This is a genomic window from Dietzia sp. 111N12-1, assembly GCF_001658045.1.
Taxonomy (GTDB): domain Bacteria; phylum Actinomycetota; class Actinomycetes; order Mycobacteriales; family Mycobacteriaceae; genus Dietzia; species Dietzia kunjamensis.
Map to the genome: position 1 here is coordinate 16,069 of NZ_LSSV01000071.1, position 22,641 is coordinate 38,709.

26 protein-coding genes are annotated in these 22,641 nt (G+C 69.1%); 9 read left to right on the plus strand and 17 right to left on the minus strand.

Annotation, left to right across the window (positions count from 1 at the left end; all coding sequences use genetic code 11):
- Positions 1-4 precede the first annotated feature (4 nt).
- Positions 5-457 (minus strand): DUF4383 domain-containing protein, encoded by a 453-nt coding sequence (locus tag AYO52_RS14425; protein WP_067718789.1) that lies wholly within the window; start codon positions 455-457, stop codon positions 5-7.
- A 159-nt stretch (positions 458-616) separates the two neighbouring features.
- On the opposite strand from AYO52_RS14425, the gene AYO52_RS14430 reads away from it, so the two are divergent.
- From AYO52_RS14430 to AYO52_RS14445, 4 genes are all read left to right on the plus strand, one after another.
- Positions 617-907: a metal-sensitive transcriptional regulator gene (locus tag AYO52_RS14430; protein WP_067718792.1), complete on the plus strand. Its 291-nt coding sequence runs from the start codon at positions 617-619 to the stop codon at positions 905-907.
- A gap of 68 nt (positions 908-975) precedes the next feature.
- Positions 976-1,191 (plus strand): heavy-metal-associated domain-containing protein, encoded by a 216-nt coding sequence (locus AYO52_RS14435; protein WP_007633030.1) that lies wholly within the window; start codon positions 976-978, stop codon positions 1,189-1,191.
- A gap of 7 nt (positions 1,192-1,198) precedes the next feature.
- Positions 1,199-3,622 carry a cation-translocating P-type ATPase gene (locus tag AYO52_RS14440; protein ID WP_067718795.1) on the plus strand — a complete coding sequence of 808 codons (2,424 nt, stop codon included), beginning with the start codon at positions 1,199-1,201 and terminating at the stop codon, positions 3,620-3,622.
- 183 nt (positions 3,623-3,805) lie between these two features.
- Positions 3,806-4,735 carry a TspO/MBR family protein gene (locus tag AYO52_RS14445; RefSeq protein WP_253702187.1) on the plus strand — a complete coding sequence of 310 codons (930 nt, stop codon included), beginning with the start codon at positions 3,806-3,808 and terminating at the stop codon, positions 4,733-4,735.
- Here AYO52_RS14445 and AYO52_RS14450 read toward each other — a convergent pair.
- The 9 genes from AYO52_RS14450 to AYO52_RS14490 form a co-directional block, all read right to left on the minus strand.
- Positions 4,696-5,352 carry an A24 family peptidase gene (locus AYO52_RS14450; RefSeq protein ID WP_067718798.1) on the minus strand — a complete coding sequence of 219 codons (657 nt, stop codon included), beginning with the start codon at positions 5,350-5,352 and terminating at the stop codon, positions 4,696-4,698. The genes AYO52_RS14445 and AYO52_RS14450 overlap by 40 nt on opposite strands.
- A gap of 1 nt (position 5,353) precedes the next feature.
- Positions 5,354-6,259: a type II secretion system F family protein gene (locus tag AYO52_RS14455; protein WP_253702189.1), complete on the minus strand. Its 906-nt coding sequence runs from the start codon at positions 6,257-6,259 to the stop codon at positions 5,354-5,356.
- Positions 6,260-6,331: 72 nt separating this feature from the next.
- The gene (locus AYO52_RS14460; protein WP_067718801.1) at positions 6,332-7,276 is read right to left on the minus strand and encodes a type II secretion system F family protein; all 945 of its coding nucleotides are present in this window, start codon (positions 7,274-7,276) and stop codon (positions 6,332-6,334) included.
- Positions 7,273-8,523: a CpaF family protein gene (locus AYO52_RS14465; protein ID WP_253702191.1), complete on the minus strand. Its 1,251-nt coding sequence runs from the start codon at positions 8,521-8,523 to the stop codon at positions 7,273-7,275. The genes AYO52_RS14460 and AYO52_RS14465 overlap by 4 nt, the downstream gene beginning before the upstream one ends.
- A gap of 251 nt (positions 8,524-8,774) precedes the next feature.
- Entirely contained in the window at positions 8,775-10,007 is a 1,233-nt protein-coding gene (locus AYO52_RS14470) for an AAA family ATPase (protein ID WP_067718806.1), read from the minus strand.
- Complete coding sequence (cpaB, locus tag AYO52_RS14475; RefSeq protein ID WP_067718809.1) at positions 10,007-10,726, minus strand: Flp pilus assembly protein CpaB; 720 nt, start codon at positions 10,724-10,726, stop codon at positions 10,007-10,009. Before cpaB ends, AYO52_RS14470 begins: the two co-directional genes overlap by 1 nt.
- 10 nt (positions 10,727-10,736) lie before the next feature.
- A complete protein-coding gene (locus AYO52_RS14480) occupies positions 10,737-11,681 on the minus strand; it encodes a pilus assembly protein TadG-related protein (protein ID WP_067718811.1) in 945 nt (314 codons plus the stop codon).
- Positions 11,669-12,061: a TadE/TadG family type IV pilus assembly protein gene (locus AYO52_RS14485; protein WP_067718814.1), complete on the minus strand. Its 393-nt coding sequence runs from the start codon at positions 12,059-12,061 to the stop codon at positions 11,669-11,671. The genes AYO52_RS14480 and AYO52_RS14485 overlap by 13 nt, the downstream gene beginning before the upstream one ends.
- Before the next feature lie 100 nt (positions 12,062-12,161).
- Positions 12,162-12,389, minus strand: coding sequence for a Flp family type IVb pilin (locus AYO52_RS14490; RefSeq protein WP_067718816.1), 228 nt, complete (start codon positions 12,387-12,389; stop codon positions 12,162-12,164).
- 445 nt (positions 12,390-12,834) lie between these two features.
- Between AYO52_RS14490 and AYO52_RS14495 the strand changes: the two genes are divergently transcribed.
- Positions 12,835-13,572 carry a superoxide dismutase family protein gene (locus AYO52_RS14495; protein WP_067718819.1) on the plus strand — a complete coding sequence of 246 codons (738 nt, stop codon included), beginning with the start codon at positions 12,835-12,837 and terminating at the stop codon, positions 13,570-13,572.
- Here the strand turns inward: AYO52_RS14495 and AYO52_RS14500 are convergent, their stop codons facing one another.
- Together AYO52_RS14500 and AYO52_RS14505 are read right to left on the minus strand one after the other, a co-directional pair.
- Entirely contained in the window at positions 13,573-14,145 is a 573-nt protein-coding gene (locus tag AYO52_RS14500) for a peroxidase-related enzyme (protein ID WP_067718821.1), read from the minus strand.
- A gap of 65 nt (positions 14,146-14,210) precedes the next feature.
- Positions 14,211-14,621: a PPOX class F420-dependent oxidoreductase gene (locus AYO52_RS14505; RefSeq protein ID WP_067718824.1), complete on the minus strand. Its 411-nt coding sequence runs from the start codon at positions 14,619-14,621 to the stop codon at positions 14,211-14,213.
- Between the two features lie 149 nt (positions 14,622-14,770).
- Here AYO52_RS14505 and AYO52_RS14510 point away from each other — a divergent pair, with 149 nt between their 5' ends.
- The gene (locus tag AYO52_RS14510; protein WP_067718828.1) at positions 14,771-16,180 is read left to right on the plus strand and encodes a rhodanese-like domain-containing protein; all 1,410 of its coding nucleotides are present in this window, start codon (positions 14,771-14,773) and stop codon (positions 16,178-16,180) included.
- On the opposite strand, the gene AYO52_RS14515 is transcribed toward AYO52_RS14510, so the two are convergent.
- Entirely contained in the window at positions 16,141-18,033 is a 1,893-nt protein-coding gene (locus AYO52_RS14515; protein ID WP_371517877.1) for an amidohydrolase family protein, read from the minus strand. The genes AYO52_RS14510 and AYO52_RS14515 overlap by 40 nt on opposite strands.
- A 119-nt stretch (positions 18,034-18,152) precedes the next feature.
- Between AYO52_RS14515 and AYO52_RS14520 the strand changes: the two genes are divergently transcribed.
- Positions 18,153-19,544: an MFS transporter gene (locus AYO52_RS14520; RefSeq protein WP_067718831.1), complete on the plus strand. Its 1,392-nt coding sequence runs from the start codon at positions 18,153-18,155 to the stop codon at positions 19,542-19,544.
- A 54-nt stretch (positions 19,545-19,598) separates the two neighbouring features.
- Here the strand turns inward: AYO52_RS14520 and AYO52_RS14525 are convergent, their stop codons facing one another.
- The 3 genes from AYO52_RS14525 to AYO52_RS18415 all read right to left on the minus strand — a co-directional run bounded on the left by AYO52_RS14525 (position 19,599) and on the right by AYO52_RS18415 (position 20,645).
- Entirely contained in the window at positions 19,599-20,219 is a 621-nt protein-coding gene (locus tag AYO52_RS14525) for a DUF1707 domain-containing protein (protein WP_067718835.1), read from the minus strand.
- A 108-nt stretch (positions 20,220-20,327) separates the two neighbouring features.
- Positions 20,328-20,468, minus strand: a complete 141-nt coding sequence (locus AYO52_RS18410; RefSeq protein WP_156523630.1) for a hypothetical protein — start codon at positions 20,466-20,468, stop codon at positions 20,328-20,330.
- A gap of 36 nt (positions 20,469-20,504) precedes the next feature.
- Positions 20,505-20,645 carry a hypothetical protein gene (locus AYO52_RS18415; protein ID WP_156523631.1) on the minus strand — a complete coding sequence of 47 codons (141 nt, stop codon included), beginning with the start codon at positions 20,643-20,645 and terminating at the stop codon, positions 20,505-20,507.
- 154 nt (positions 20,646-20,799) lie between these two features.
- On the opposite strand from AYO52_RS18415, the gene AYO52_RS14530 reads away from it, so the two are divergent.
- Complete coding sequence (locus AYO52_RS14530) at positions 20,800-21,300, plus strand: carboxymuconolactone decarboxylase family protein (RefSeq protein ID WP_067718837.1); 501 nt, start codon at positions 20,800-20,802, stop codon at positions 21,298-21,300.
- A 44-nt stretch (positions 21,301-21,344) separates the two neighbouring features.
- Complete coding sequence (locus tag AYO52_RS14535; RefSeq protein ID WP_253702195.1) at positions 21,345-22,250, plus strand: sigma-70 family RNA polymerase sigma factor; 906 nt, start codon at positions 21,345-21,347, stop codon at positions 22,248-22,250.
- Here the strand turns inward: AYO52_RS14535 and AYO52_RS14540 are convergent.
- Positions 22,247-22,600: a VOC family protein gene (locus AYO52_RS14540; protein WP_067718840.1), complete on the minus strand. Its 354-nt coding sequence runs from the start codon at positions 22,598-22,600 to the stop codon at positions 22,247-22,249. The two genes, AYO52_RS14535 and AYO52_RS14540, sit on opposite strands and share 4 nt — an antisense overlap.
- Positions 22,601-22,641: the final 41 nt, after the last annotated feature.

Sequence of the window (22,641 nt, forward strand, 5' to 3'; positions counted from 1 at the left end):
GCTCCTAGGCTCGGCGCGGCTGCCCGCGGTGGAGGAAGGACAGGGCGACCATGGCGAGGCCCAGGATCAGGTGCAGCCAGTTGTCGGCCGTGTTGAGCGGCACGAAGTTGGCCGCCGAATCGTGGCCGATCACCAGGCCATAGACCCACAGGGCCAGGTAGACGATGCCGCCGGCCAGTAGGTAGATACGAGCCTGTGGGGCGGTCCGGGACATCAGGATCCCGACGACGCCGTAGAGCAGGTGGACGATGTTGTGGAGGATCGACACCTGGAACAGGCCCAGCAGCATGGCCTCGGATTCGTGGCCGGCGAACTGCATGGTGTCGTACGCGGTGGTGATCCCGGGGATGAAGCCGGCGATCCCCACGAGCAGGAACACCACGCCGAAGGCGAGGGCTGCGTACTGGACGGGGGAGCGGTGCCGGGCCGGGCGAGCGGTCTGGGTCGTGTCCGTCATGAGTCCATTCCTTTCTCGACTGATCGACATCGGAAGTGACGCTGCCCCGACCATAAACAGCAGGGGCCGGATTGAAAACCGGTGCCGGGGGTCGGAGCGCTCGTCGGAGAACGCGATCCACCGTTGCGGCACTTACCCTAGGGGGGTACCGTATGCGCCATGGCCGAGCATGGATACACCCCGCATAAGGAGGACCACCTCAAGCGGCTGCGCCGCATCGAGGGTCAGGCCCGCGGGCTGCAACGGATGGTCGAGGAGGACAAGTACTGCATCGACATCCTCACGCAGGTCTCCGCCATGACCCGGGCCCTACAGTCCGTCTCGCTGAGCCTGCTCTCCGAGCACCTCGGACACTGCGTCGCCGGCGCCATCGAGAACGGCAGCCCGGAGGAAGCCGAGGCCAAGCTCGCCGAGGCCAACGCCGCCATCGCCCGCCTGGTCAGGTCCTGATCACCGCGCCGACCGATCGCGGGCCCCGACAGTCACCGCACACCCACCACCCGAACGAGGAGAACACCATGTCCGCCACTGCCACCTACACCGTCTCCGGCATGACCTGCGGCCACTGCGTCGCCTCCGTGACGGAGGAGGTCTCGGAAATCTCGGGAGTCACCGAGGTCGAAGTCGATCTGGAGTCGGGTCGCCTCGTCGTCGTCTCCTCCGACCCGGTCGATCCCGCGGCGGTCCGCGCCGCCGTGGACGAGGCCGGGTACACAGTCACAGCGCAGGAGTGAGCACACCATGACCACCACCGACAGCCGGGACACGGCGCCCTCCGCCGGGACCACCTTGGTCGAGCTGCAGATCGAGGGAATGACCTGCGCCTCATGCGCCAACCGGATCGAGCGCAAACTCAACAAGCTCGACGACGTCACCGCCGAGGTCAACTACGCCACCGAGAAGGCGCGCGTGCGGATCCCCGAGGGTCTGCAGCCGCAGCTGCTGCTGGACACGGTCGAGCAGGCGGGGTACCACGCACAGCTGCCGCGTCCCCGGAACACTCAGCCCCGCACGTCCGCGCCCGGCGCTGACGGTGCCGCGGCCGACGCCGGGCAGTCGACCGGCCACGCCGGCAACGCCACCGACGACACCGCCGCGCCCGACCGGGTCGACGAGCTGCGCCAGCGTGTCATCATCTCCGCCGTCTTGTCGATCCCCGTGATCGCGATGGCCATGGTCCCGGCGCTGCAGTTCACCAACTGGCAGTGGCTCTCGCTGACGCTGGCCGCCCCGGTCATCGTGTGGGGCGCGTGGCCGTTCCACCGCGCCGCCGCGATCAACCTGCGCCACGGCGCGTTCACCATGGACACGCTCGTCTCGCTCGGCACGTCCGCGGCGTTCCTCTGGTCGCTGTACGCCCTGTTCTTCGGCCACGCGGGCATGCCCGGGATGACCCACGGGTTCGAGTTCAGCCTCTCGCCCAGTGACGGCGCCGGCGACATCTACCTCGAGGCCGCGGCCGGGGTGACCACGTTCATCCTGCTGGGCCGCTACTTCGAGGCGCGGTCCAAGCGCACGGCAGGCGCCGCATTGCGATCACTGCTCGAGCTGGGCGCCAAGGACGTCGCCGTGCTTCGCGGGGGTGTTGATGGCGGGCGTGTGGAGACCCGCATCCCGGTGGAGGATCTGCAGGTCGACGACGAGTTCGTCGTCCGCCCCGGCGAGAAGATCGCCACCGATGGCGAGATCGTCGACGGTGCCTCCGCGGTCGACACCTCGATGGTCACCGGCGAGTCCGTGCCCGCCGAGGTCGGTCCCGGCGACGCCGTCGTGGGCGGCACCGTCAACGCCAGCGGCCGCCTGACCGTGCGCGCCACCCGCGTCGGCTCCGACACCCAGCTCGCGCAGATGGCGCAGATGGTGGAGGACGCCCAGTCCGGCAAGGCCGCCGCACAGCGCCTCGCCGACCGTATCTCCGGGATTTTCGTCCCCGTCGCCCTGGTGCTGGCCGTGGCGACCTTCGCGTTCTGGATGCTCACCGGCGGCGGCGCCGCCCTGGCGTTCACCGCGGCCGTCGCGGTGCTCATCATCGCCTGCCCGTGTGCGCTCGGCCTGGCCACGCCGATGGCGCTGATGGTCGGCACCGGCCGCGGCGCGCAGCTGGGCATCCTCATCAAGGGCCCCGAGGTCCTGGAGTCCACCCGCAAGGTCGACACGATCGTCCTGGACAAGACCGGCACCGTCACCACCGGTCGGCACGCGTTGGTCTCTACGACTGTCGCGGCCGGTGAGGATCGCGCCGAGGTGCTGCGCCGCGCCGGGGCCGTCGAGGACGCCTCCGAGCACCCCATCGCCCGCGCCATCGCCGCCGGCGCCCGCGAAGAGGTCGGCGATCTGCCGGGCGTGGCGGACTTCGCCAACCACGAGGGTCTGGGGGTGTCGGGGCGCGTTGTCGCTGGTCCCGGGCGCGCGGCCGCGGAACCCGCTGTCGATGGTTCCTCCGGGGCCGACGACGACGAGGTGGTCGTCGTGGGCCGTCCCGCCCTACTGGCTGAGCGGAACATGCCGCTGGCGCAGGAGCTGGACAGTGCGATGGCCGAGGCCGCCCGGGCTGGCCAGACCGCGGTCGCGGTGGGCTGGGGCGGGAAGGCCCGCGGGGTCCTCGTGGTGGCCGACCAGATCAAGGACAGCTCCGCCGAGGCCATCAAGAAGTTCCGCGAGCTGGGTCTCACCCCGATCCTGCTCACCGGGGACAACGCCGCGGTGGCCGCCTCGGTGGCCGCCGAGGTCGGCATCGACCCGGGCCCTCACACTGTGATCTCCGAGGTCATGCCCGCCGACAAGGTCGACGTGGTCCGCCGGCTGCAGGCCGAGGGGCGCGTCGTGGCGATGGTCGGCGATGGCGTCAATGACGCTGCCGCCCTGGCCACCGCCGACCTGGGCCTGGCGATCGGCACCGGCACCGACGCGGCGATCGAGGCCTCCGACCTCACGCTGGTGCGCGGGGACCTGCGCTCGGCGGCCGACGCGATCCGGCTGTCGCGCTCCACGCTCGGCACCATCCGGGGCAACCTCTTCTGGGCGTTCGCCTACAACGTCGCGGCGCTCCCGCTGGCCGCGGCGGGGCTGCTCAACCCGATGATCGCGGGTGCCGCGATGGCGTTCTCCTCGGTGTTCGTGGTGGCCAACAGCCTGCGCCTGCGGAGGTTCCGCGCGACCGTCTGACCGAACCCGCCCGGCCGCCCCTCCCCTCCAGATCCGCTACTCCGAATCGGCATCGGCTAGTCCAATTGGGCTCGCCGATCCGATTCGGAGTAGCCGATTTCGCGGCTGGGGGCGGCCGGGGTGCGTCGGCGACCGGCTGCACCGTCGGGTGTCGCGTGGTTCGGTGGAGTTATGAGCTCTCACATGACTCCCGCGAGCGACAGCCGGGCGAGCGGTAACCCCGCTAGCCGTGGCCGAGCGACAGGCCCCGGGCCCGCCGGTGTGCCGGGCGGGCCCGCCGACGCTGGCGGACCCGGTGAGCTGGGCGCCCCCACCGGCTGGGCGCTGCCCATCATCACCCTGCTGGGGACCGCCGCCGCGATCGTCGCGGCGTTCATCGGCAGCGGAGCGCTGGGCGGGACCCCGATCGCCGAGGCCGCCGGCGGGGTGCTGTCCGCCGACGCGACCCCGGTGGCTCCCGCCGGGTCGGCGTTCAGCATCTGGAGCGTGATCTACCTCGGGCTCGCCGCATACGCGATCTGGCAGCTCACGCCGGTGGCCCGCCGCTCGGCCCGGCAGGCGGCGCTGCGACCGTGGGCTCTGGCCTCGGTGCTGCTCAACGCCGCGTGGATCTGGTCCGTGCAACTGGGGTTGATCCTCGGCTCGGTGATCGTGATCGTGCTGCTGCTGGCGGTACTGATCCGCATCATGTTCATTCTTAGCGCGCCGCGCATCGGCGGGGTGGTCGAGACCGTTGTCACCGACGGCACGTTCGGCCTGTACCTCGGCTGGGTGTCGGTGGCGTTCTTCGCCAATATTTACGCGTGGATCGCGAGCGAAGGCATCGAGGTCGTGACCGAGGTGCCCTTCGGAATCGTCGGCATCATCGTGGCCGCGGCTGTCGGTATGGCTACCGCACTCATCAGCGGCGGGCGGATTCCGCCAGCGCTGGCCACCGCGTGGGGCCTGGCGTGGGTCGCGTACGGCCGTACCGAAGGCGCCCACGAATCGGCCGCGCTGGTGTGGACGGCGTTGATCGCGTCGGTCGTGGTGGTCGTCGTTGCCCTCGTCCGGCGACTCACGGTCCGCAAGCGTCAGCCGGCGGGTAGGGCCCCCGAGCGCACGGCCCAGTAGGCGGCGCCCACGACTGCGCCGATCACCATGGCCGGGCCGAACGCGATGCCGCTCTTGGCCCCCACCCGACCCGCGGCCAGGAGTACGAGCGCGACAACGGCATTGATAACGAACGCCGCCAGGGTTCCGGCGAGCACGGCTGGCCAGCCGAACCACCCCAGGAACGCCCCGAGCACGCCGGAGAGTTTGACGTCCCCCAGGCCGAGGCCGGACGGATTGATGAGCGCCAGCACGAAGTAGAACGCGAGCAGCGCGGCCGCCGCCGCCGCGGCCCGGCCGAACGAGCCCCAGACATCGAACATCGCCGCAGTCACGGCTAGACCGCCGAACACCACGGGGTACAGCGGCAGGACGATCTTGTCGGGCAAGCGAAAGACCGCGAGGTCGATCGCGATCAGTAGCGAGCACCCCACGGCCAGTGCAGCGAACGTCACCAGGTCGGCCCAGCCCAGAGCCAGGTACGCGGCGCCGAAGCCTCCGGCCGCCGCCAGCACCACATGCAGGCCGCTGCGCAGCCACTGTGAGTCCGACTCGGCGAGGGAGCGCATCCACCGCCCGAGCACCGTGGCCACGGCCCCGGAAACGACGGCCGTGGCCACGGCGATCACGAAGAGCATGTCAGGAGAACGCCTCCATCATGTTGATCGCGGTGGGTCCGAGCAGCACGATGAACAGTACGGGCAGGATGCAGACCATGAGCGGGAAGATCACCTTCACCGGAATCTGCTGAGCCTTCTCCTCAGCGCGCTGGCGGCGCTTGAGTCGCATCTCGGCGGCTTGGGTGCGCAGGACGTCGGCCACGGAGATGCCGTAGGCGTCGGCCTGGATGATCGCTCGAACGAACCTGCGCAGGTCGGGCACGTCGGTACGAACGGCGAGATTCTCATAAGCCGCGCGGCGCAGCTGACCGACCTGGATCTCCTGCAGGGTGCGGATCAGCTCCTGGGCGAGTGCACCAGTGCCGTTGCGACCGGCGCGTGCCATGGCGGCATCGAAGCCGAGGCCCGCCTCTACGGCAATGGTCATTTGATCGAGGGTGTCGGCCAGTTCGAGCTGAATTTGATCGTTGCGCTCCTGGCTGCGGCTGCTCAGGAGTAGCTCGGGCAGGAAGTAGCAGACGATTACCGTGCCGAGCACCATGAGAAGAAGCAGTGGCGCCGGATGAGCACCCAGCAGCATGACTCCAAGCAAGAGCGCAAGCAAAGGCAGTGCTAACTTGGCGACCACCAGCCGTTGAAGCGACCAACCCTGGGGCCGGCCCGCGCGAATGGTCAGTCTCTCGAGCCTGCGGATGGTCCCCGTCGGCGTCAGTCGGCGCGCGAACTCGTACAGGCGACTGCGGGAGTCGTCGTCGGCTACGCCGGTCAGGTCGATTGGCGCGGCGTACCCTTCGTCGATCCCCCGGCGGAGGTTGGCGACGGTGCGCGCGCGGACGGTGTCGCGGCCGGCGAATACAGCGAAGGCCAGCATGAACATCGAAGCTGTCAGCACGACCACGGCCACACCGGCGGGCAGTGAATTCACGCGGAGCTCCTTTCGAGGGGCGACGGAAATTAGGTGGAAAGGGGCAACCGGCCGGGGGACCGCGTGTCGCTGTCAGAACTTGATCTTTACAACCTTGCTTAGCCAAATTCCGCCGATGATCAGCATCACCACGCCGGCGGCGATCATCCCCCAGCCCAGCGGGCTCTGTGTGAGCACCCCGATATACGACGGGTTAGTCACGAATAAGAAGCCGCCGATGCCGATCGGCAGCGACATGAGGACGTACGCGGAAATTTTTCCCTCGGCGGCCAGGGCCTTGACCTGACGACGGATCTGGTTTCGCTCGCGGATGGTATGGCCGACGGCGTCGAGGACCTCGGCCAGGTTGCCGCCGACCTCGCGATTGATGGCGATCGCCTGGGTCACCCATACGAAGTCCTGGCTGCCCATCCGGTTGGCGGTCTCATCCAGCGCGGAGGCGAGGTCGCGTCCGACGCGGGTCTCGTTGATGATCCGTGCGAATTCCTCCGACGTGGGTTCCTCGGCCTCGCGGGCGACGGACGCCAGCGCCTGCAGCATGGAGTGACCGGCGCGCAAGCTGCTCGACATGAGCTGCAGGGAGTCGTCGAGTTGGTCGGCGAACGCGGCCCGGCGCCGGGCGGCGAGAACCTGGAGCAAGACATACGCACCCGCAGGGGCGAGGAGCGCCATAAGCACGCCCATCAGTGGACCGCTGATTAACAAGCCGAGCGCAAACGCGACGACTGCGGCCACGATGACGAGGAAGACGTAGTCTTGGGGCCCCATGCGGATGCCTGCGCGCTCGAGTTGGCTGGCTCCGGGGGTTCCGCGACGGCGCAGGAGGGAATCGATCGCCTCGGTGGCGGCGGTGGCCGCGCGGCTGATCGGACCGGGCCCCTCGGCCATGCCGGGCCGCCGGCGCTCGCGGGGGATCCGCCCCGGCACGGGGGAGAAGATGAGGTAGCCGCCCGTGAGCAGCGCGAGCGTGAGGGCGGCGATCGCGAACCCTGCGGGGGACAACAGCGTCTGGCTCATCGGATGGATCCGGGGTTCTCGGTGCTCGCGCCGAACACCCGTGGGGACAGGGTGATGCCGAGTTCGGCGAAGCGGTCGGTAAATCGGGGCCGGACGCCGGTGGCCTGGGGCTTGCCGAGGAACTTGCCGTCGGGACCGAGGCCGGCGGAGTAGTCGAAGAGGAAGGCGTCCTGCAAGGTGACGGTTTGGCCTTCCATTCCCTGCACCTCGGTGACGGCGGTGACGCGGCGGGTGCCGTCGCGGAGCCGGGTGAGCTGGATGATCACGTCGACGGCGGAGGCGATCTGCTCGCGGATGGCCCGCAGGGGGAGGTCCATGCCGGCCATAAGGACGAGGGTCTCCAGTCGGGCGATAGCGTCACGTGGCGAATTGGAATGGACGGTGGAGAGCGACCCGTCGTGGCCGGTGTTCATGGCCTGGAGCATGTCGAGGGTCTCCCCGCCGCGGACCTCGCCCACGACGATGCGGTCGGGCCGCATACGCAGCGAATTGCGCACGAGTTCGCGAATGCTGATCTCACCGCGGCCCTCGGTGTTCGCCGGGCGGGACTCGAGGCGGACCACATGGTCCTGCTGGAGTTGCAGCTCCACGGCGTCCTCGATGGTGACGATCCGCTCGCCCTCCGGGATGTAGGAGGACAGGACGTTGAGCAGGGTGGTCTTACCGGAGCCGGTACCGCCGGAGACGATGATGTTGAGCCGCGCCTCCACGCAGGCCTGGAGGAGTTCGGACATCTCGGGGGTGAGGGTGCCGAACCGGATGAGGTCGTGCACCTTGAACGGGTCCTTGGAGAACTTCCGGATGGTCAGCGAGGAGCCGTTGACGGCCAGTGGCGGGATGACGGCGTTGACGCGCGAGCCGTCGGCGAGTCGGGCGTCGACCAGCGGGGACGACTCGTCGACGCGGCGGCCGATGCGGGAGACGATCCGCTCGATGACCTGACGGAGGTGTTCCTCCGAGGCGAACCTGGAGGGATGGCGGGTGAGCTGGCCCGCGCGCTCGACGAAGATCATATCGGGGCCGTTGACCATGATCTCAGTGATCTCCGGGTCGTCGAGCATCTTCTCGAGCGGACCGTGACCCAGCACGTCGGCCTGCACGTCGGTGATCAGACGCACCCGTTGGTCGCTGGTGAGTGGGATGGTCTCATCCTCGACGACCTTGTTGAGCTCGCTCCGCACCATGGCGTGGAGCTGCTCCTCGGTGAGCGAGGGGTTGTTCAGGCGAGCACCGATGCGCTCGAACAAGGCGCTGGCCGCGCGTTCCTTGAGGGCGACCAGCGGATCGACAATGGGATCGTCGGCGGATGCGCTCCCGGCGGTCTTCGGCGACGGCGTGGTTGTGGCAGTGGCCGGCTTCGTCGTCGTCCCCGTTGGAGCGACTACGGTCGGCGTCGAAGGTGGCGCAGGGGGGGCCGACGATGCAGTGTCGGACGCGGTCGTGTCGGTGCCCGTGGCTCCTGGGGCGACGCGCGCAGCGCGGAGGCGTTCGGACAGGCTCATGCCTTCACCCGCTTCCGGCGGAGTCGGTGCCGACCACCCTCGGCGGTTAGTACGGCCGTCGCGGTGGGGCGCATGGGGGCCGGGGTGAACCGGTCAACTAGCTTGCGAAGTTGCTTGGCCATCGCATCGCGGCCGTCGCTCTGCAGGAGGGGGACCCCCTGGTTGACCGACACGAGAACCGCCTTGCTGCGGGGGAGCACCAGATCGACGCCGGTGCCGATGGTGGCCTCGACGTCGGCCTTGGTGAGCCCGCTGCGGGGGTCGGCGAAGTTCACCACGACGTGTCGCTTCTCGAGGTTCAGTCCCAGGTCGCGCAGGATGTTCAGCTCCTTGCGCAGCCCACGGACCCCGGGCACGTCGAGGCTGGTCAGCGTGACCAGTTCGTCGGCCTGGTCGATCGCGGCGAGGGCGTGGTCGTCGAGCCCGGGAGCCGTATCCACCACGACGTACCGGAATTCCGAGGCGAGGGTCTGCAGGAGCTGGGCCACATCGGCGGCGGTGATGTCATCGGCGTCGGCGGGCGAGGTCGGCCCGCACACGGCGTAGAGGCCGGTCTGGTGCTGCGTGAGGAAGGTCTTGAGCACCATGGAGTCCTGGACGGCCGGGCCGCGGACCACGTCGAGGAGGGTGTGCTCGGGGTCCAGGTTAAGGGCGCTGGCCACGTCGCCGAACTGGACGTCGAGGTCGACGATGACGGTCGAGAGTGGGGCTGTCCGGGCCAGGCCTACCGCCAGATTGGTGGCGACGGTCGTCTTGCCCACTCCACCCTTGGGTGAAACGACGCTGATGACGCGGCCGCGCGTGCTGGCGCTGCCGTTCATGGCGGGGTCACCAGGACCCTGAGGTGCGGTCGAGGCTGCGACCTGGGCGGCCCGTCCGAGCACAGCGGCGAGTTCGGCGACCTCGGCTTCGGGGTGCACCACATCGCACGCGCCGGCCCGGAGGGCGGCCAGGGCGAAAGTGTCGGGGTGCTCGCTCACCAGCACAACGGCCATGCCGGGGCACTCGGCGGCGAGGCGGGCCGAGAGCCCTAGTGCCTCGTTTCGGCCGGCAGCGACGTCGATCACCACGACCTGGGGGATGGCGACGCCCGGCCCGAGCTGCTGGAACAGCTGCGACGGACCGGTCGGCAGGGGGCTCCCGGCGATCACCGAGATCGGCTCGCCGGTGGCGGTGGCGACCCTCCCGCGAAGGCCGGCGGAATCGGTGGCGATCAGTATGCGGCTCATCAGTAGAAATCCCTTGCATCGACCCGGCCGGTGCCGTCCTGCGGAACGGTGGAATCCTCGAGGGACAGCCAGATGCTCCCGTGCTCGACTGAAAACGCGACCGTTTGGGCCTGGTCAGTGGTGAGCGCCATCGTGATCATGGCACCGCCCTCTGGGACGGGTGCCGCGTCGGGGTTCTCGACTCCCTCGTTCGGTTGAGTCGCACCGAGCCCGCCCTGGACGCGGGTGACGAGGATCTTCCGCAGGACCAAGTGGGTGGATCCGTCGCCGAGGGTGACGAACACGCCGACCGTGTCCCCGGGAGTGACGGTGCCGCCGACGACTCGCGGTGCCTCGAGGGGGATGGTCACCTGGTGGTAGCCCTCCGGGACCGGGATGCCTCCGAACCGCTCTAGCGACTGGCGGGTCACGAATCGGGCGCCAAGGACCTGCTCGCCGGGCTGGAGGTCGGTCGCGGCAACGCGGCCGGCCACCTCGGCGAGTGAGCGGACAGCATCGGGTCCGACCGCAGCCTTGGGCAGTCGCTCGGTGGTCACCAATGCAGCGACCTCTTCGGCAGGGGTCCCCTGGGCTATGGGTGCGGACACGACGAGGACCTCGATCGGGTCCATGTTCGCCATCGCGCGACTGTCGGCATTGTTGACGTAGCTGACGAGCAGGACGGCGCCGAGGATCGCGAGTACGCCGGCTGCGATGGCCGAGACAAGACGTCGGTTCATTGGTCTCTCACTAGTCGGGTAGTAGGACGACGGCGGCGGCGCCGAGATCGGGCCCACCCGGTCCGTAGTCGAAGTCAGGGTCTTCCTGCAGCATGGTGGTGAAGTAGCCGCTGATGCACCGTTCGCTTCCTCCGCATGGCGGGTTCCAGCTCTGGCCGGAGAAGTGGTACCCGGTCACCGTGAACGCCGCGTAGCCGTACACCATGTACCAGGCGCCTCTCCCTTGACCACCCTTCTCATCCGGGTCGGCGTCGTCGAAGATCGGCACGAGGATCGTTCGGTCGCGGATCGTCGAGAGATCGCAGTGCTTTGCGGTGTTGCCCGGTTCGCTCTCGGCTCGGGTGCCTATTCGCGTTGTGGCGTTGCAGCTCTTCTTGACGTCGGTCTCCAACCAACCGAAGCCGCCCGGGAGGTACGTGGGGGAGCCGTCCACAGAGTCTGTGCACGTTCCAGCCGGGGTTGTGACGATGACTTGTTCTTGCCCCGACGGGCGCCCGTCCACCGAGTACTTATTGAAGTCACACAGGGAGAAGATCATCGGCAGTGCTGATGTTCCTCCTGTGGGGGAACCCCAGCCTGCGGTGGCAGAGGTTGTGAGCTCTGTGGAATCGACCCCCAATACCGGAGCGAACCAATGTTGCCGAACCGCCGAGGTGCGAACGGTGACCCGCCCGGAGTCTTCTGTAGGAACCGGGTCGACGTCTGCCATGGCGGCCCCCGAGTTGCTGTTGAGCAAGGCAAATGATTGCGCAGTGTCGGCAGGCGCGCCGCAGTTCTTACGAGCGCAGTCCTGGGCGATCGCGAGCGCAGCAGCGTCCGCGCCGGTCTGGAGCTGCTGCCTCTCGGCATGGGTGGCTGCTATGTCGAGCGAGATGGCGGCGAACCCGAGTAGGGGGACCATGAGGATCGCGATTACAACGGCGATCGCGCCCTTATCGTCATTTATCCGAAGCACCGCATGGTCCCCTTCCCTGTGAGGGTGAAGGCGTCGATGGGAAAGAACCCGGAGACCAGGGAAAACGGGTACTCGATGGTGACCGACGCTAGTCCTGCGCCCGTCAGAGCTGACGAACAGCCCGTGGTCGGCGTGACGGTGATTCTGGCGCTGGCGAGGTTGAGGGGGCTAGCGGAAGTCTCAGCCGCTGCGATAGCAGCAGAGGCGCTGTCCTGCAGCGCCATCACTCGGACTCCGTCGCGGGCGGCGTTAGAGAGGGTGGTCTGAACGTGGTAGGCGCGTCCGAACTCCACTATGCCTAGGACTAGAAGGAGGAGGATCGGGAGTACGAGGGCGAACTCGACGGCTGCGGCCCCACGATCACGTGAGGGCGTGAGCATCGTGGTTCCTGAGGGGAAGAGTGAAGGTCGGGATATCGGGAGGAAAGAGCAGGGTCCTGGTGCGATGCCGTGATCAGCACCGCACCAGGACCCAAACCAATTACGGGGTGGTCGGCGCAGCGGGGGGCGTGGGGAGCTTGGCGTTGACGTCGGCGAAGAGAGCGTTCAGCTTGGGGCCGAGAAGAACGAGCGTTGCGATGATTGCCACTGCGATGAGGCCAATCATCAATCCGTACTCGACAGCCGTAGCACCGCGATCCTTGCGGTTGTCCAGACGCTCCGAGAAGAAGGCCTGGAGAGTGACATATGCGTAGTACGCCTGGTTCATGATGAACCCTTTCTTGCGAGGGATTGAGCCGGTGGCTCGAGGGGGAGGGACGCCCCCTCGGCTGTCGGAACAGTCTGTGATGGGGCTGAGAAGAGTATGCACCCGCTTCTCAGGTTGTGCAAGCGTTCAGATATGTTTGCGTGATGAACTTCATAGGAGGCGCGCATTTGCCGTGTTCGCGGGCCTGCGCCCCGCGAGATATTGACCAGCGCAACGGGTCTCGGATGCGCTGGTCTGCCCGCTCGAGCGCGGAATCAGGACGTCGGTCCGTTAGTGTGGCTGGGAGGTGAACGGCACCTGAGTAAGAAGTGCAAGTGACTTCTTACTTTGTGGTAGGGGCTGCCGGTGTGTGATCTGCCAGCGAAAACGCCTGCCGCATACGCGGTTGCGCGTCGGGTCCGCCTCGGTACCGTCACCCTCACGACGCCGTCCGAGGAGGTTTGTGATGACCGCACGCACCGTGTCCACCGCCCGCCGCGCCCGGAGGAGTTCGAGCTTCGTGGCCCTGTCTGCAACCGCGCTTCTGCTGGCCGCATGCGGAACCGGAGAGGACTCTCCAGCGGCAGGAGGTGACGTCACTCCCCAGGACGGCGCGGGCAACACGTCCGAGACCAGCACCTCCGACACCAGCACCTCCGAGACCACCACGCAGACGTCCGGGCAGAATGCCGGCGGCGAGGCGTTCGCGACCGCCGAGTTGGTGAACCCCGAGGGTGAATCGCGGGGTATGGCCGAGTTCGCCGAGGCCGATGGCGGCACGCTCGTCACCGTCAATGCGACCGATCTCGAACCCGGCTTCCACGGCCTGCACATCCACGGCGCGGGCCTGTGCGAGCCCGACAGTGAGAACCCCACCCAGCCGGGCGAGCGGGGGGCATTCCTCTCCGCCGGCGGCCACCTGGCAGGACCGGGCGGCGAAGCCGGCCATCCCGAGCACGCCGGGGACCTGCCGACCCTCTACGTGACCGAGGACGGCACGGCCCGGATCGTCACGCTCACCGACCGCCTGGACCGCGACCTGCTCCTGGACGAGGACGGCTCGGCCGTCATGATCCACGAGAACTCCGACAACCTCGCCAACATCCCCGAGCGCTACGCGCCCGAGGGAGCTGACGAGGAGACGCGCAACGCCGGCGACGGCGGGAGCCGCGCGGCCTGCGGGGTCGTCACCGAGCAGGGCTGACTACTTCTGCCGCGGCACCCGGCCCATGAGGTAGAACTCCGGGTTCGGGCGCATGTCGGTGGCGTTGGCCAGCCGGTTGCTCAGCCCGAACAGCCCGGTGATCGCGGCGATGTCCCAGGCGTCCTCGTCGTCGAGGCCGTGCTCGTGCAGGGCGGCGAAGTCGGCGTCGCCCAGTTCGTCGGAGTGCAGGTTGACCTTGGTCGCGAAGTCGCAGATCGCCCGCTCGCGCGGCGTGAGGTCGGCCTTGCGGTAGTTCACCGCCAGCTGGTCGGCGAGCATCGGCGCCTTCTTGACAATCCGCAGGATTGCCCCGTGCGCCACCACGCAGAACAGGCAGCTGTTCTGCCCGGAGATGGTCACCACGATCATCTCCTTGTCCGCCTTGGACAGGTTGCCCTCGCGCTCCATCAGCGCATCGTGATAGGCGAAGAACGCCCGCGACTCGGCGGGGCGGCGCCCGAACATCAGGAACACCTCGGGCACGAACCCGGCCTTCTCCTGCTCGGCGAGGATCCGCTCGCGCAGGTCATCGGGCAGGTCGCTGAGCTCGGCGAGGGGATAGCGGTCCGACATGGAGGTCTCCGGGGCGTAGACGGGCGAGGGGTCGACTCAGCGTAGGACGCGCGCCCCACCCGCGCTCAGGACTCGCGGAGCTGCCCCCACACGTGGACGTGGTCGATCTCCACCCACGCGTCCACGCGGGCGCGGTCGCGCACCGGGTACGGCTCGCCGGTGTAGTGCGTGCTCAGGGCGTCGATGCCGGACAGGTCCGGGTCGTCGGCGATCTCCACGACCCGCCCCTGGATGCTCGCGTGGGTGTACCAGTCCTCGGACGCGATGACGGACAGTGCCACCCGCGGGTCGCGCCGGAGGTGCTGCAGTCGCACGCGGCCGGCGTCGAGGTTGAGGTGGATCCGGTCACCCTCCACGAGTCGGTACCAGGTCGGCACGGTGACCGGGGAGCCGTCCTTGCGCAGCGTCGCCATGACGGCCGGGTTGGGTGCGAGCAGGACGGCGCGGGTGTCGTCGTCCAGGTGGGAATCGGTCACGGCGGGGATCCTTCCATCGGCGTTGCGGTCCGTTCCCAGTGTGCGCTGCCCGACCGCGACGGCGCACGAACCGACCGGTAGCCAGATACCCCGCAGGGTTTTACGGTGGCGGATGTACTAGTTCCCCCAAGGAAAAAGGACGCAGCACAATGCTTTTCGAACGCATCTATGACTACGACCTGGCCCACGCCAGCTACTTCATCGGCTGCCAGAGCAGCAGCGAGGCGATCGTCGTGGACCCCAGCCGCGACCTGCGGGCCTACTTCGACATGGCCGACCAGCACGGCATGAGCATCGTCAAGGTCACCGAGACCCACATCCACGCCGACTACCTGTCCGGCACCCGCGAACTGGCCGCCGCGACCGGCGCCACCGTCTACCTCTCCGACGAGGGCGGTGACGACTGGCGCTACGGCTTCTCCGGTGAGCGGCTCCGCGACGGCGACACCATCGAGCTCGGCAACGTCCAGCTCAAGGCCGTGCACACCCCCGGCCACACGCCCGAGCACCTGATGTTCCTCGTCACCGACGGCGCGTTCGCCGACGAGCCCGGCTACGCGCTGACCGGCGACTTCGTGTTCTGTGGTGACCTCGGCCGACCGGACCTGCTCGACGAGGCCGCCGGCGGCAGCGATTCCGACGGCGAGGAGACGCGCTTCGAGAGCGCCAAGCAGCTGTTCGCCAGCCTGCGCGAGCGCTTCCTCACCCTGCCCGACCATGTCCAGGTGTTCCCGGCCCACGGCGCGGGCTCGGCCTGCGGCAAGTCCCTGGGGGCCTTGCCGTCTAGCTCGGTGGGATACGAACGGAAGTTCGCGTGGTGGCCGACGTACGTGGAGAACGACGACGAGGAGGGCTTCATCTCCGAACTCCTCGACGGCCAGCCCGACGCGCCGGCGTACTTCGGGCGAATGAAGCGCGAGAACCGGGACGGCCCCTCCGTGCTCGGCAATCCCCTACCAGAGCTGCGGGAGCTGCCCGCCGAGGAGGTGGCCTCCGGCATCGAATCCGGTGACCTCGTCGTCGTCGACCCCCGCCCCGCCGACGACGTCCACGACGGCACCGTCGACCGCGCCATCAACCTCCCCGCCGGCCAGGCGGGCACCTACGCCGGCTGGGCGATCGACCCCGAGAAGGACACCCGCGGCCTGGTGTTCCTCGCCGAGGACGCCGAGGAGGCCGACGAGCTGCGGCGCCACGTCATCCGCGTGGGCGTCGACACCACGCGCGGGTACGTCACCTCCACCGACGGGCTGCCCACGTTCCGCCCGGAGACCGTGGACCCGAAGGACCTGGAGTCCCACGAGCACGCCATGGTGCTCGACGTCCGCGCCACCTCCGAGTACTCCGACGGCCACGTCCCCGACGCCACCCAGCTGCACGGCGGCCAGGTGATGTGGGAGCGCGACGAACTGCCCGACTCCGGAAAGATCGTCACCTACTGCCAGTCCGGCACCCGCAGTTCGGTGGTCGCCAGCTCACTGCGCAGCGTCGGCTACGACGTCACCGAGCTCGAGGGCAGCTACTCCGCCTGGGAGGACGCCGGGATGCCCACCGAGTGACCGGCAGGCCGTGGCGCCGCCATCGGGCGCGGTGCCACGGCCTCGCCCGAGGGCAGGAACCGGCCCGCCGCGAACTCCCGGCCGTAGCCCTCGGCGAACTCCCCGTTGCTCCAGACAACGCGGCCGCCGATGATCGTCGCCGCGACCGCACGGTCGTTGCGGTTGACCATCCGGCGAATTCCGCCGAACGCCTCCATGGCCTCCTCGTGGTACTCGAGGGACTCGCCGTCGAGGCCGGACGGATCGATGACCACCACGTCGGCGCGCGCGCCCACCTGCAGGCGCCCGGCGTCGAGGCGATAGAAGTCCGCCAGTTCGCCGGTCAGCTTGTGCACGGCCTCCTCGGTGGTGAGGAACGGCTTGCCGCCCAGCTGCGCCTGGTGGACGCGCTCGAGCAGGCGGATCCCGAAGTTGTAGAAGGCCATATTGCGCAGGTGCGCCCCGGCGTCGGAGAAGCCGATGGTCACGCCCGGAGTGTTGACCAGACGGTTCGCGACCTTCTCCCGGGCGTTGGCGATGGTGGTGGTCCAGCGGAAGTCGGTGCCGAACTCCACCACCAGGTCGAGGTAGGCGTCCGCCGGGTGGAGCTTGCGGGCGCGGGCCACGTCGCCGACGGTCTGCCCGACCAGCGACTCGTCGGGACAGGCCACGATGAGGGCGTCGTCGAAGTCGCGGTGCCACACGCGCGGGCTGAACCGCTTCTCAAAATCCTGCCGGAACCAGCGCCGGTAACTCTCCTGCTCCAACAGATCCGTGCGGGCCATCTCGTCCACCAGATGCAGGGCCTCGCGGCCGGAGCCGAACTCCTCAAACACGACCAGGTCGATCCCGTCGGCCCACACCTTGAACGTGGTGGGCAGGTGCTGCCACACGAACTTGCCCTTACCGACGGTGTTGGCCAGCCACGCGATCGGCCGGAAGATGCGGTGCACCCACGGCTCGGCGAGGGTGTCCGCGGCGGAGAGCAGCGAGACGCGCAGCGGCTTGCGGAACAGACCGGTGCTGGTCGCGGCGTAGAACGCCACGTCCACCTTGGTGTTGAGGTTGGGTACGCCCTGCAAAACCCGGTCACGACGACGAAGAAGTCGACTGATCCGACGGAATTCACCCCACGAGGCGTGCGTGGAGGGCAGGGTCCGCGAGCGGTAGCGGTCACCGTCCATCTTGTCCCACGGATTGGTCATGGTGGACACGCCCAGGAAACCCTCGTCGAGAGCAGCGTTGATGCGGCGGTCGATCTTCCGCAACTCGTCGCGGCTGGGGGACTGCTTGGGGTCGGTCGCCCGGCCCAACCCCATCACCGAGGCGCGGACGTCGGAGTGGCCGAGGAACGACGCGACGTTGGGCCCCAGCGGCAGGTTCTCGACCGTGCGCCGCCAGTCCGCCGGGCCCGACCAGGTCTTCTTCTGCTCGAGCGCCGCCAGCACCGAGTCGCGGGGCAGGGCCTCGACGCGGCTGAACAGGTCGGCGACGTCGACGGCGCCCGAGTACACGCCCGAGATGGAGCAGTTGCCCACCAGGACCGTGGTCACCCCGTGCCGGACGGATTCGCCCAGGCCCGGGGAGACGAGCAGTTCGACGTCGTAGTGGGTGTGGGTGTCCACGAACCCGGGCGTCACCCACCGACCCTCGGCTTCCACGACCCGCGTGCCGGAGGAGACGGGCAGCGGCGCAGGGCTAATCGCGGCCACGACGCCGGCCCGGATCCCGACGTCGGCACGGACGCCCGGGGCGCCGGTGCCGTCGAAGACCGTGCCCCCGCGGATGACGACGTCGAAGTCCGTCCCGCCCGGGCTGGCGTTCTCGGCGTTCTCAGCGCTCTCGGCGCGATCGGCGTTCTCGGTGATGCTCACGAGGAGCTCCTCTTGTTGTGATGTGTAACACAGCTACCCACAGGTTACTCGGACATTCGTCCACGTCCAGCCCAGGTTGGCGCCGGGCTGTGTCGGGGTCGCCGAGTAGCGTGGCCGCCATGACGACCCGCACGGAGCGCCTGGACGGCCTGCCGTTCACCCGCAAACACCGCAAGCTGCTGCTCGGCTCCGGCGTGGGCTGGGCACTCGACGCCATGGACGTCGGCCTCATCTCGTTCGTCATGGCGGCATTGGCGGTCCACTGGTCGCTCTCGCCCACCGAGCTGTCCTGGGTCGGGTCCATCGGGTTCGTGGGGATGGCGATCGGCGCCGCCCTCGGCGGACTGCTCGCCGACAAGATCGGTCGACGCCAGGTCTTCGCCGCCACCCTGCTGGTCTACGGCCTCGCCACCGGCGCGGCGGCCCTGTCGACCGGCATCGCCATGCTCATCGTGCTGCGCTTCATCGTCGGCCTGGGCCTGGGCGCCGAACTGCCGGTGGCGTCTACCCTGGTCAGCGAGTTCGCGCCGCGGCGGATCCGTGGCCGGGTGGTGGTGATCCTCGAGGGGTTCTGGGCCGTCGGCTGGATCTTGGCCGCCCTCATCGGCTACTTCGTGGTGCCGGTCGGCGACGACGGGTGGCGGTGGGCCCTGGCCATCGGGGTCATCCCGGCCGCGTACGCGCTGGTCGTGCGATTCGGACTGCCCGAATCGGTGCGCTACCTGGAATCGACGGGCCGCGTCGACGAGGCCGAGCGGATCGTCCGCGACTACGAGGCGTCCGCAGGGGTCGAGCCGCCGGCCGCGCCGTCCACGGCCGCGCCCGCTCATGCCGGCGCCGACGCGGCCGCGCCCGTCGCCGACGGCGTCGGACCCGCATCGCCCGCCGAGACCGCCGAGACCGCCGAGCCCGGCGAGCCCGGCGAGTCCATCTGGTCCGCGCGCCTGCGTAGGCGCACCGCCGCCCTGTGGATCGTGTGGTTCGGGATCAACTTCTCCTACTACGGCGCCTTCATCTGGCTGCCCAGCCTGCTCGTCTCGCAGGGCTTCGATCTGGTGAAGTCGTTCGGCTACACGCTCATCATCACCCTCGCCCAGCTGCCGGGGTACGCGGTGGCGGCGTGGCTCATCGAGATCTGGGGTCGGCGGGTCACGCTCGCGGTGTTCCTCACCGGTTCGGCGGTGGCGGCCGGACTGTTCGGCCTGGCGGACTCCCCGGCCACGATCATCGCCGCGGGCATGGCGCTGTCGTTCTTCAACCTCGGCGCGTGGGGCGCTCTGTACGCGATCGGCCCGGAGCTCTACCCCACCGCGACCCGCGGGTCCGGCACCGGCGCCGCGGCGGCGTTCGGGCGGATCGCCTCGATCATCGCGCCACTGCTCGTGCCGCTCCTGCTCGATCTGGGCGACACGGTCATGGTCTTCGGGGTCTTCGCCGCGGCCTTCGTCGTCGCCGCCCTCGCCGCCTTCACCCTCCCGGAGCGCAAGGGTTACGCACTCGAGGACACCTGACCGCAGACGCCTGGCGCCCGCACCACACGCCCCGCCCGCGCCCGGAGGGACGGATCAGCCCCGGTTCTCGCGCCCGTCACCCAGCTCGCGGATGCGGTCCTCCGCTGCGCGCAGCCGGTCTTCGCGCGCCTTCTGATCAGCCTTCTTGATCTTCTCGTAGGTCTTCTCGTCCGAATCGGTGAAGCGCAGGATCGCCCGCGGTGCGCCCAGCGTGACGATCATCGTCGGCCACACCATCCATGCGTACTGCCAGCCCACGATGAACTGCAGGACCAGGAACGCGATCATGGTGACGCCAAAGACGATCCCGTCGAGCGACTCGACCAGCTTGCCGCGCTTACGGAGGTCGTCCAGGTCGGCGTCGGGGTCGCGGGTGGCGGGAGCCGAGGACTGCGTGGGAGATAAAGACGACGACGACGAGGCAGGCATCAGCTCGCCGCGCCCGGCGGCCGCCGACTGGACGATCATGCCGTCGACCGAGGTCAGGGGGGTGCCGCCGGGCAGATCGCGAAACGAGCCGTGCAACTGACCCAGCGTGCGGGCGGCAGCCACGTCGCCGGAGCGGGCGTGGAAGTCGGGATCGTCGAGTCGGCCGGACGCGTAGTGGTCCCCGAGCGCAGTGAGGGCTTGCAGCCGCTCGGCATCGGAGAGCAGGAGATCGTCCGGGTCGGTCATGGGCTCAGGGTAGAAGGGAACGACGCCGGGCGCGACAGGGGATCGTCCCGATCCGCATCATCGGGCTACTGCCCCGAACCCGCTCGACGCGGCGGGGCGGGGGGCGCATCAGCTCCCGAGGTCGGCGATGTCCCAGGCCCACATGGTCAGAGACGTGATCGTCTCGACCGGGGCGTTCATCCGGGACAGCCCGTCGACGAGGTTCATCACGGCCGTGGAGATCGGGTCGAGGAAAGCAGGGTGTGGCATGACGATGCTCCTGACGTGAGCGAGTCGGGTCCGGGGTTACAGGCCGAGACCGAGTTCCATGACGCCGATGGCCATGTCGTACAACACATGGGCGAGCGGCTCCGCGGGGGTGTCGACGAGGAAGTCGATCGGAGCCATGAGCGAGCCGGAAACAGGGCCGAGAACTGAGGGATCCATGGGGGCCTCTCGTGCGGGTAGGGGGACGCGGAGCGTATAGACGACAACCGCCTTACGGTCCACCACACCACAGATTTCGAAGGAAACTATTACATTCGCATCACACTTCCCACCGTGTCTGTCACATCGGGCCGGCCTCGTGCGTCGACGAGACATGAGCACACCACGACGCAGTACCGAACAGCGCAAACAGGTCAGCGCGGGAGCGATGGCACCCATGCTGGCACTCGAGGCCTACTCGCGGGCGCGGGTGTCCCGGGAGGACAGCCACCTCATCCGGCTCCGCGTCTCCGCGGTGAACGGCTGCCGCTACTGCCTGGCCATGCACCGACGCGATGCCCGCAAGGACGGGTGGAACGAGGCCCGGATCGCGGTCTCCGAGAACTGGCCCGCCCACGCCGAGGGGCTGTCCCCGGCCGAAAGGGCGGTCCTGGCATTCGCGGACGCCGTCACCCACATCGACGGCGAGGACTCCGTGCCCGACGAGCTGTGGGACGAGGTGGTCCGCCACCGGGGCGAAGGTGGGGCTGGACAGCTGGTCATGGAGATCGTCACGATCAACGCATGGAACCGGATAGCGATCGCCACCCGCAAGGACCCGGCGACGCTGCGCGGACTCGTCCCGAGCGACCTGGAACCGGCGACCCGGCGATGACCGTGGCCCCACCCGCGACCCCCGTGGCCGATGGGGCGGCGCCGGTGGCTGACCGTGCCGCGGCCAGCACGGCCGGCACCGTGCTGCCGGACCGCGCCGCGCTGGAGCGGGTGCGGGGCCGACTTCTCGGCGTGGGCTACCGCATCACCGGGACCTGGGCCGACGCCGAGGACGCCGCCGACGAGGCGCTCGCGCGATGGGTGGCGCTCGATCCGTCGTCCGCGCCCCGGAATGTCGACGCGTGGCTGACCACTGTCGCGACCCGGCTGTGTCTGGACCGGCTGCGCAGGCGCAAGCGGGAGGACTACGTGGGCGAGTGGCTGCCCGAGCCCGTCGACACCGCCCTGCTGCCGGCGGACCGGGCCGAGCGCCGCGACGATCTGCGGATCGCCGTGCTGCTGGCCTACGAACAGCTGGGCCCGGATGAGCGCGCGGCGTTCGTCCTTCGTGAGGCGTACGACCTTCCCTACGCGGAGATCGCCGACACCCTGGGCGCGGCCGTGGCCACCGTCCGCCAGTGGGTGAGCCGGGCCCGGCACCGCCTGGCGTCCGACCTGCGTCCACCCGAACCCGCCTCGGACGCGGTGATCTCGACGCTGGTGGAGGCCGTCCTGGCCGGCGATCTAACGCAGACGATCGCCGCCCTCACCGCGGACGCCCGCGTGATCTCGGACGGCGGTGGCAAGGTCAACGCCGCCCGGCGTGACATCGTGGGGGCCCGCAAGTGCGCCTACTTCCTCATCAAGGCCACGGAACTCTCGGGCGGGATGATCGCGCCCGTCGAGGTCAACGGCGAGGTCGCGCTGGCGGTCCTCGCCCGCGGGGTCCTGCGGGTGGCGCAGGTCGGTGTGGTCGACGGCCAGATCTCACGCCTCTACTTCCACAGCAACCCGGACAAGCTCACCCGGCTCGCACTGCCCGAGGGGTTCGCGCCGGCCGGACGGTCCTAGACCGGCGCCGGCACCCACATCGCCATCTCGCTCCCGCCGGGCTCCCGGAAATGGAAACGACGGCCACCGGGGAAGTCGAACGGCCCGAACGTCACCACGCCGCCGGCGGCCTCGACCCGCTCGCGGGCCTCGTCGAGGTCCGGCACGCGGATCACCATGAGCGGGGCGGGGGACTGCTCGTCGTCGTCCCCCTGCACGCCCACGTCGATGCCCCCGCCGGCCAAGCAGGTGTACGACCCCCCGTACACGGTGGGTTCCCAGCCGCAGACGGTCGCGAGGAAATCGCTCGTGGCGGACATCGAGGTACTGGGGAACTCGACCAGCGTGATTTCGAGAGGGATCCGTGGCATACCGCCGACGTTACGAGTGTTGACGCCGTTCAGTAATGACT

Bases quoted from the DNA above. Each gene is read 5' to 3' on its own strand.
- AYO52_RS14520 (WP_067718831.1), top strand. From the start codon at position 18,153: ATGACGACCCGCACGGAGCGCCTGGACGGCCTGCCGTTCACCCGCAAA.
- AYO52_RS18415 (WP_156523631.1), bottom strand. From the start codon at position 20,645: ATGGATCCCTCAGTTCTCGGCCCTGTTTCCGGCTCGCTCATGGCTCCG.
- AYO52_RS14540 (WP_067718840.1), bottom strand. From the start codon at position 22,600: ATGCCACGGATCCCTCTCGAAATCACGCTGGTCGAGTTCCCCAGTACC.
- AYO52_RS14445 (WP_253702187.1), top strand. From the start codon at position 3,806: ATGACTCCCGCGAGCGACAGCCGGGCGAGCGGTAACCCCGCTAGCCGT.
- AYO52_RS14525 (WP_067718835.1), bottom strand. From the start codon at position 20,219: ATGACCGACCCGGACGATCTCCTGCTCTCCGATGCCGAGCGGCTGCAA.
- AYO52_RS14435 (WP_007633030.1), top strand. From the start codon at position 976: ATGTCCGCCACTGCCACCTACACCGTCTCCGGCATGACCTGCGGCCAC.
- AYO52_RS14470 (WP_067718806.1), bottom strand. From the start codon at position 10,007: ATGAGCCGCATACTGATCGCCACCGATTCCGCCGGCCTTCGCGGGAGG.
- AYO52_RS14530 (WP_067718837.1), top strand. From the start codon at position 20,800: ATGAGCACACCACGACGCAGTACCGAACAGCGCAAACAGGTCAGCGCG.
- AYO52_RS14450 (WP_067718798.1), bottom strand. From the start codon at position 5,352: ATGCTCTTCGTGATCGCCGTGGCCACGGCCGTCGTTTCCGGGGCCGTG.
- AYO52_RS14440 (WP_067718795.1), top strand. From the start codon at position 1,199: ATGACCACCACCGACAGCCGGGACACGGCGCCCTCCGCCGGGACCACC.
- AYO52_RS14495 (WP_067718819.1), top strand. From the start codon at position 12,835: ATGACCGCACGCACCGTGTCCACCGCCCGCCGCGCCCGGAGGAGTTCG.
- cpaB (WP_067718809.1), bottom strand. From the start codon at position 10,726: ATGAACCGACGTCTTGTCTCGGCCATCGCAGCCGGCGTACTCGCGATC.
- AYO52_RS14510 (WP_067718828.1), top strand. From the start codon at position 14,771: ATGCTTTTCGAACGCATCTATGACTACGACCTGGCCCACGCCAGCTAC.
- AYO52_RS14500 (WP_067718821.1), bottom strand. From the start codon at position 14,145: ATGTCGGACCGCTATCCCCTCGCCGAGCTCAGCGACCTGCCCGATGAC.
- AYO52_RS14460 (WP_067718801.1), bottom strand. From the start codon at position 7,276: ATGAGCCAGACGCTGTTGTCCCCCGCAGGGTTCGCGATCGCCGCCCTC.
- AYO52_RS14425 (WP_067718789.1), bottom strand. From the start codon at position 457: ATGACGGACACGACCCAGACCGCTCGCCCGGCCCGGCACCGCTCCCCC.
- AYO52_RS14490 (WP_067718816.1), bottom strand. From the start codon at position 12,389: ATGAACCAGGCGTACTACGCATATGTCACTCTCCAGGCCTTCTTCTCG.
- AYO52_RS14430 (WP_067718792.1), top strand. From the start codon at position 617: ATGGCCGAGCATGGATACACCCCGCATAAGGAGGACCACCTCAAGCGG.
- AYO52_RS14485 (WP_067718814.1), bottom strand. From the start codon at position 12,061: ATGCTCACGCCCTCACGTGATCGTGGGGCCGCAGCCGTCGAGTTCGCC.
- AYO52_RS18410 (WP_156523630.1), bottom strand. From the start codon at position 20,468: ATGCCACACCCTGCTTTCCTCGACCCGATCTCCACGGCCGTGATGAAC.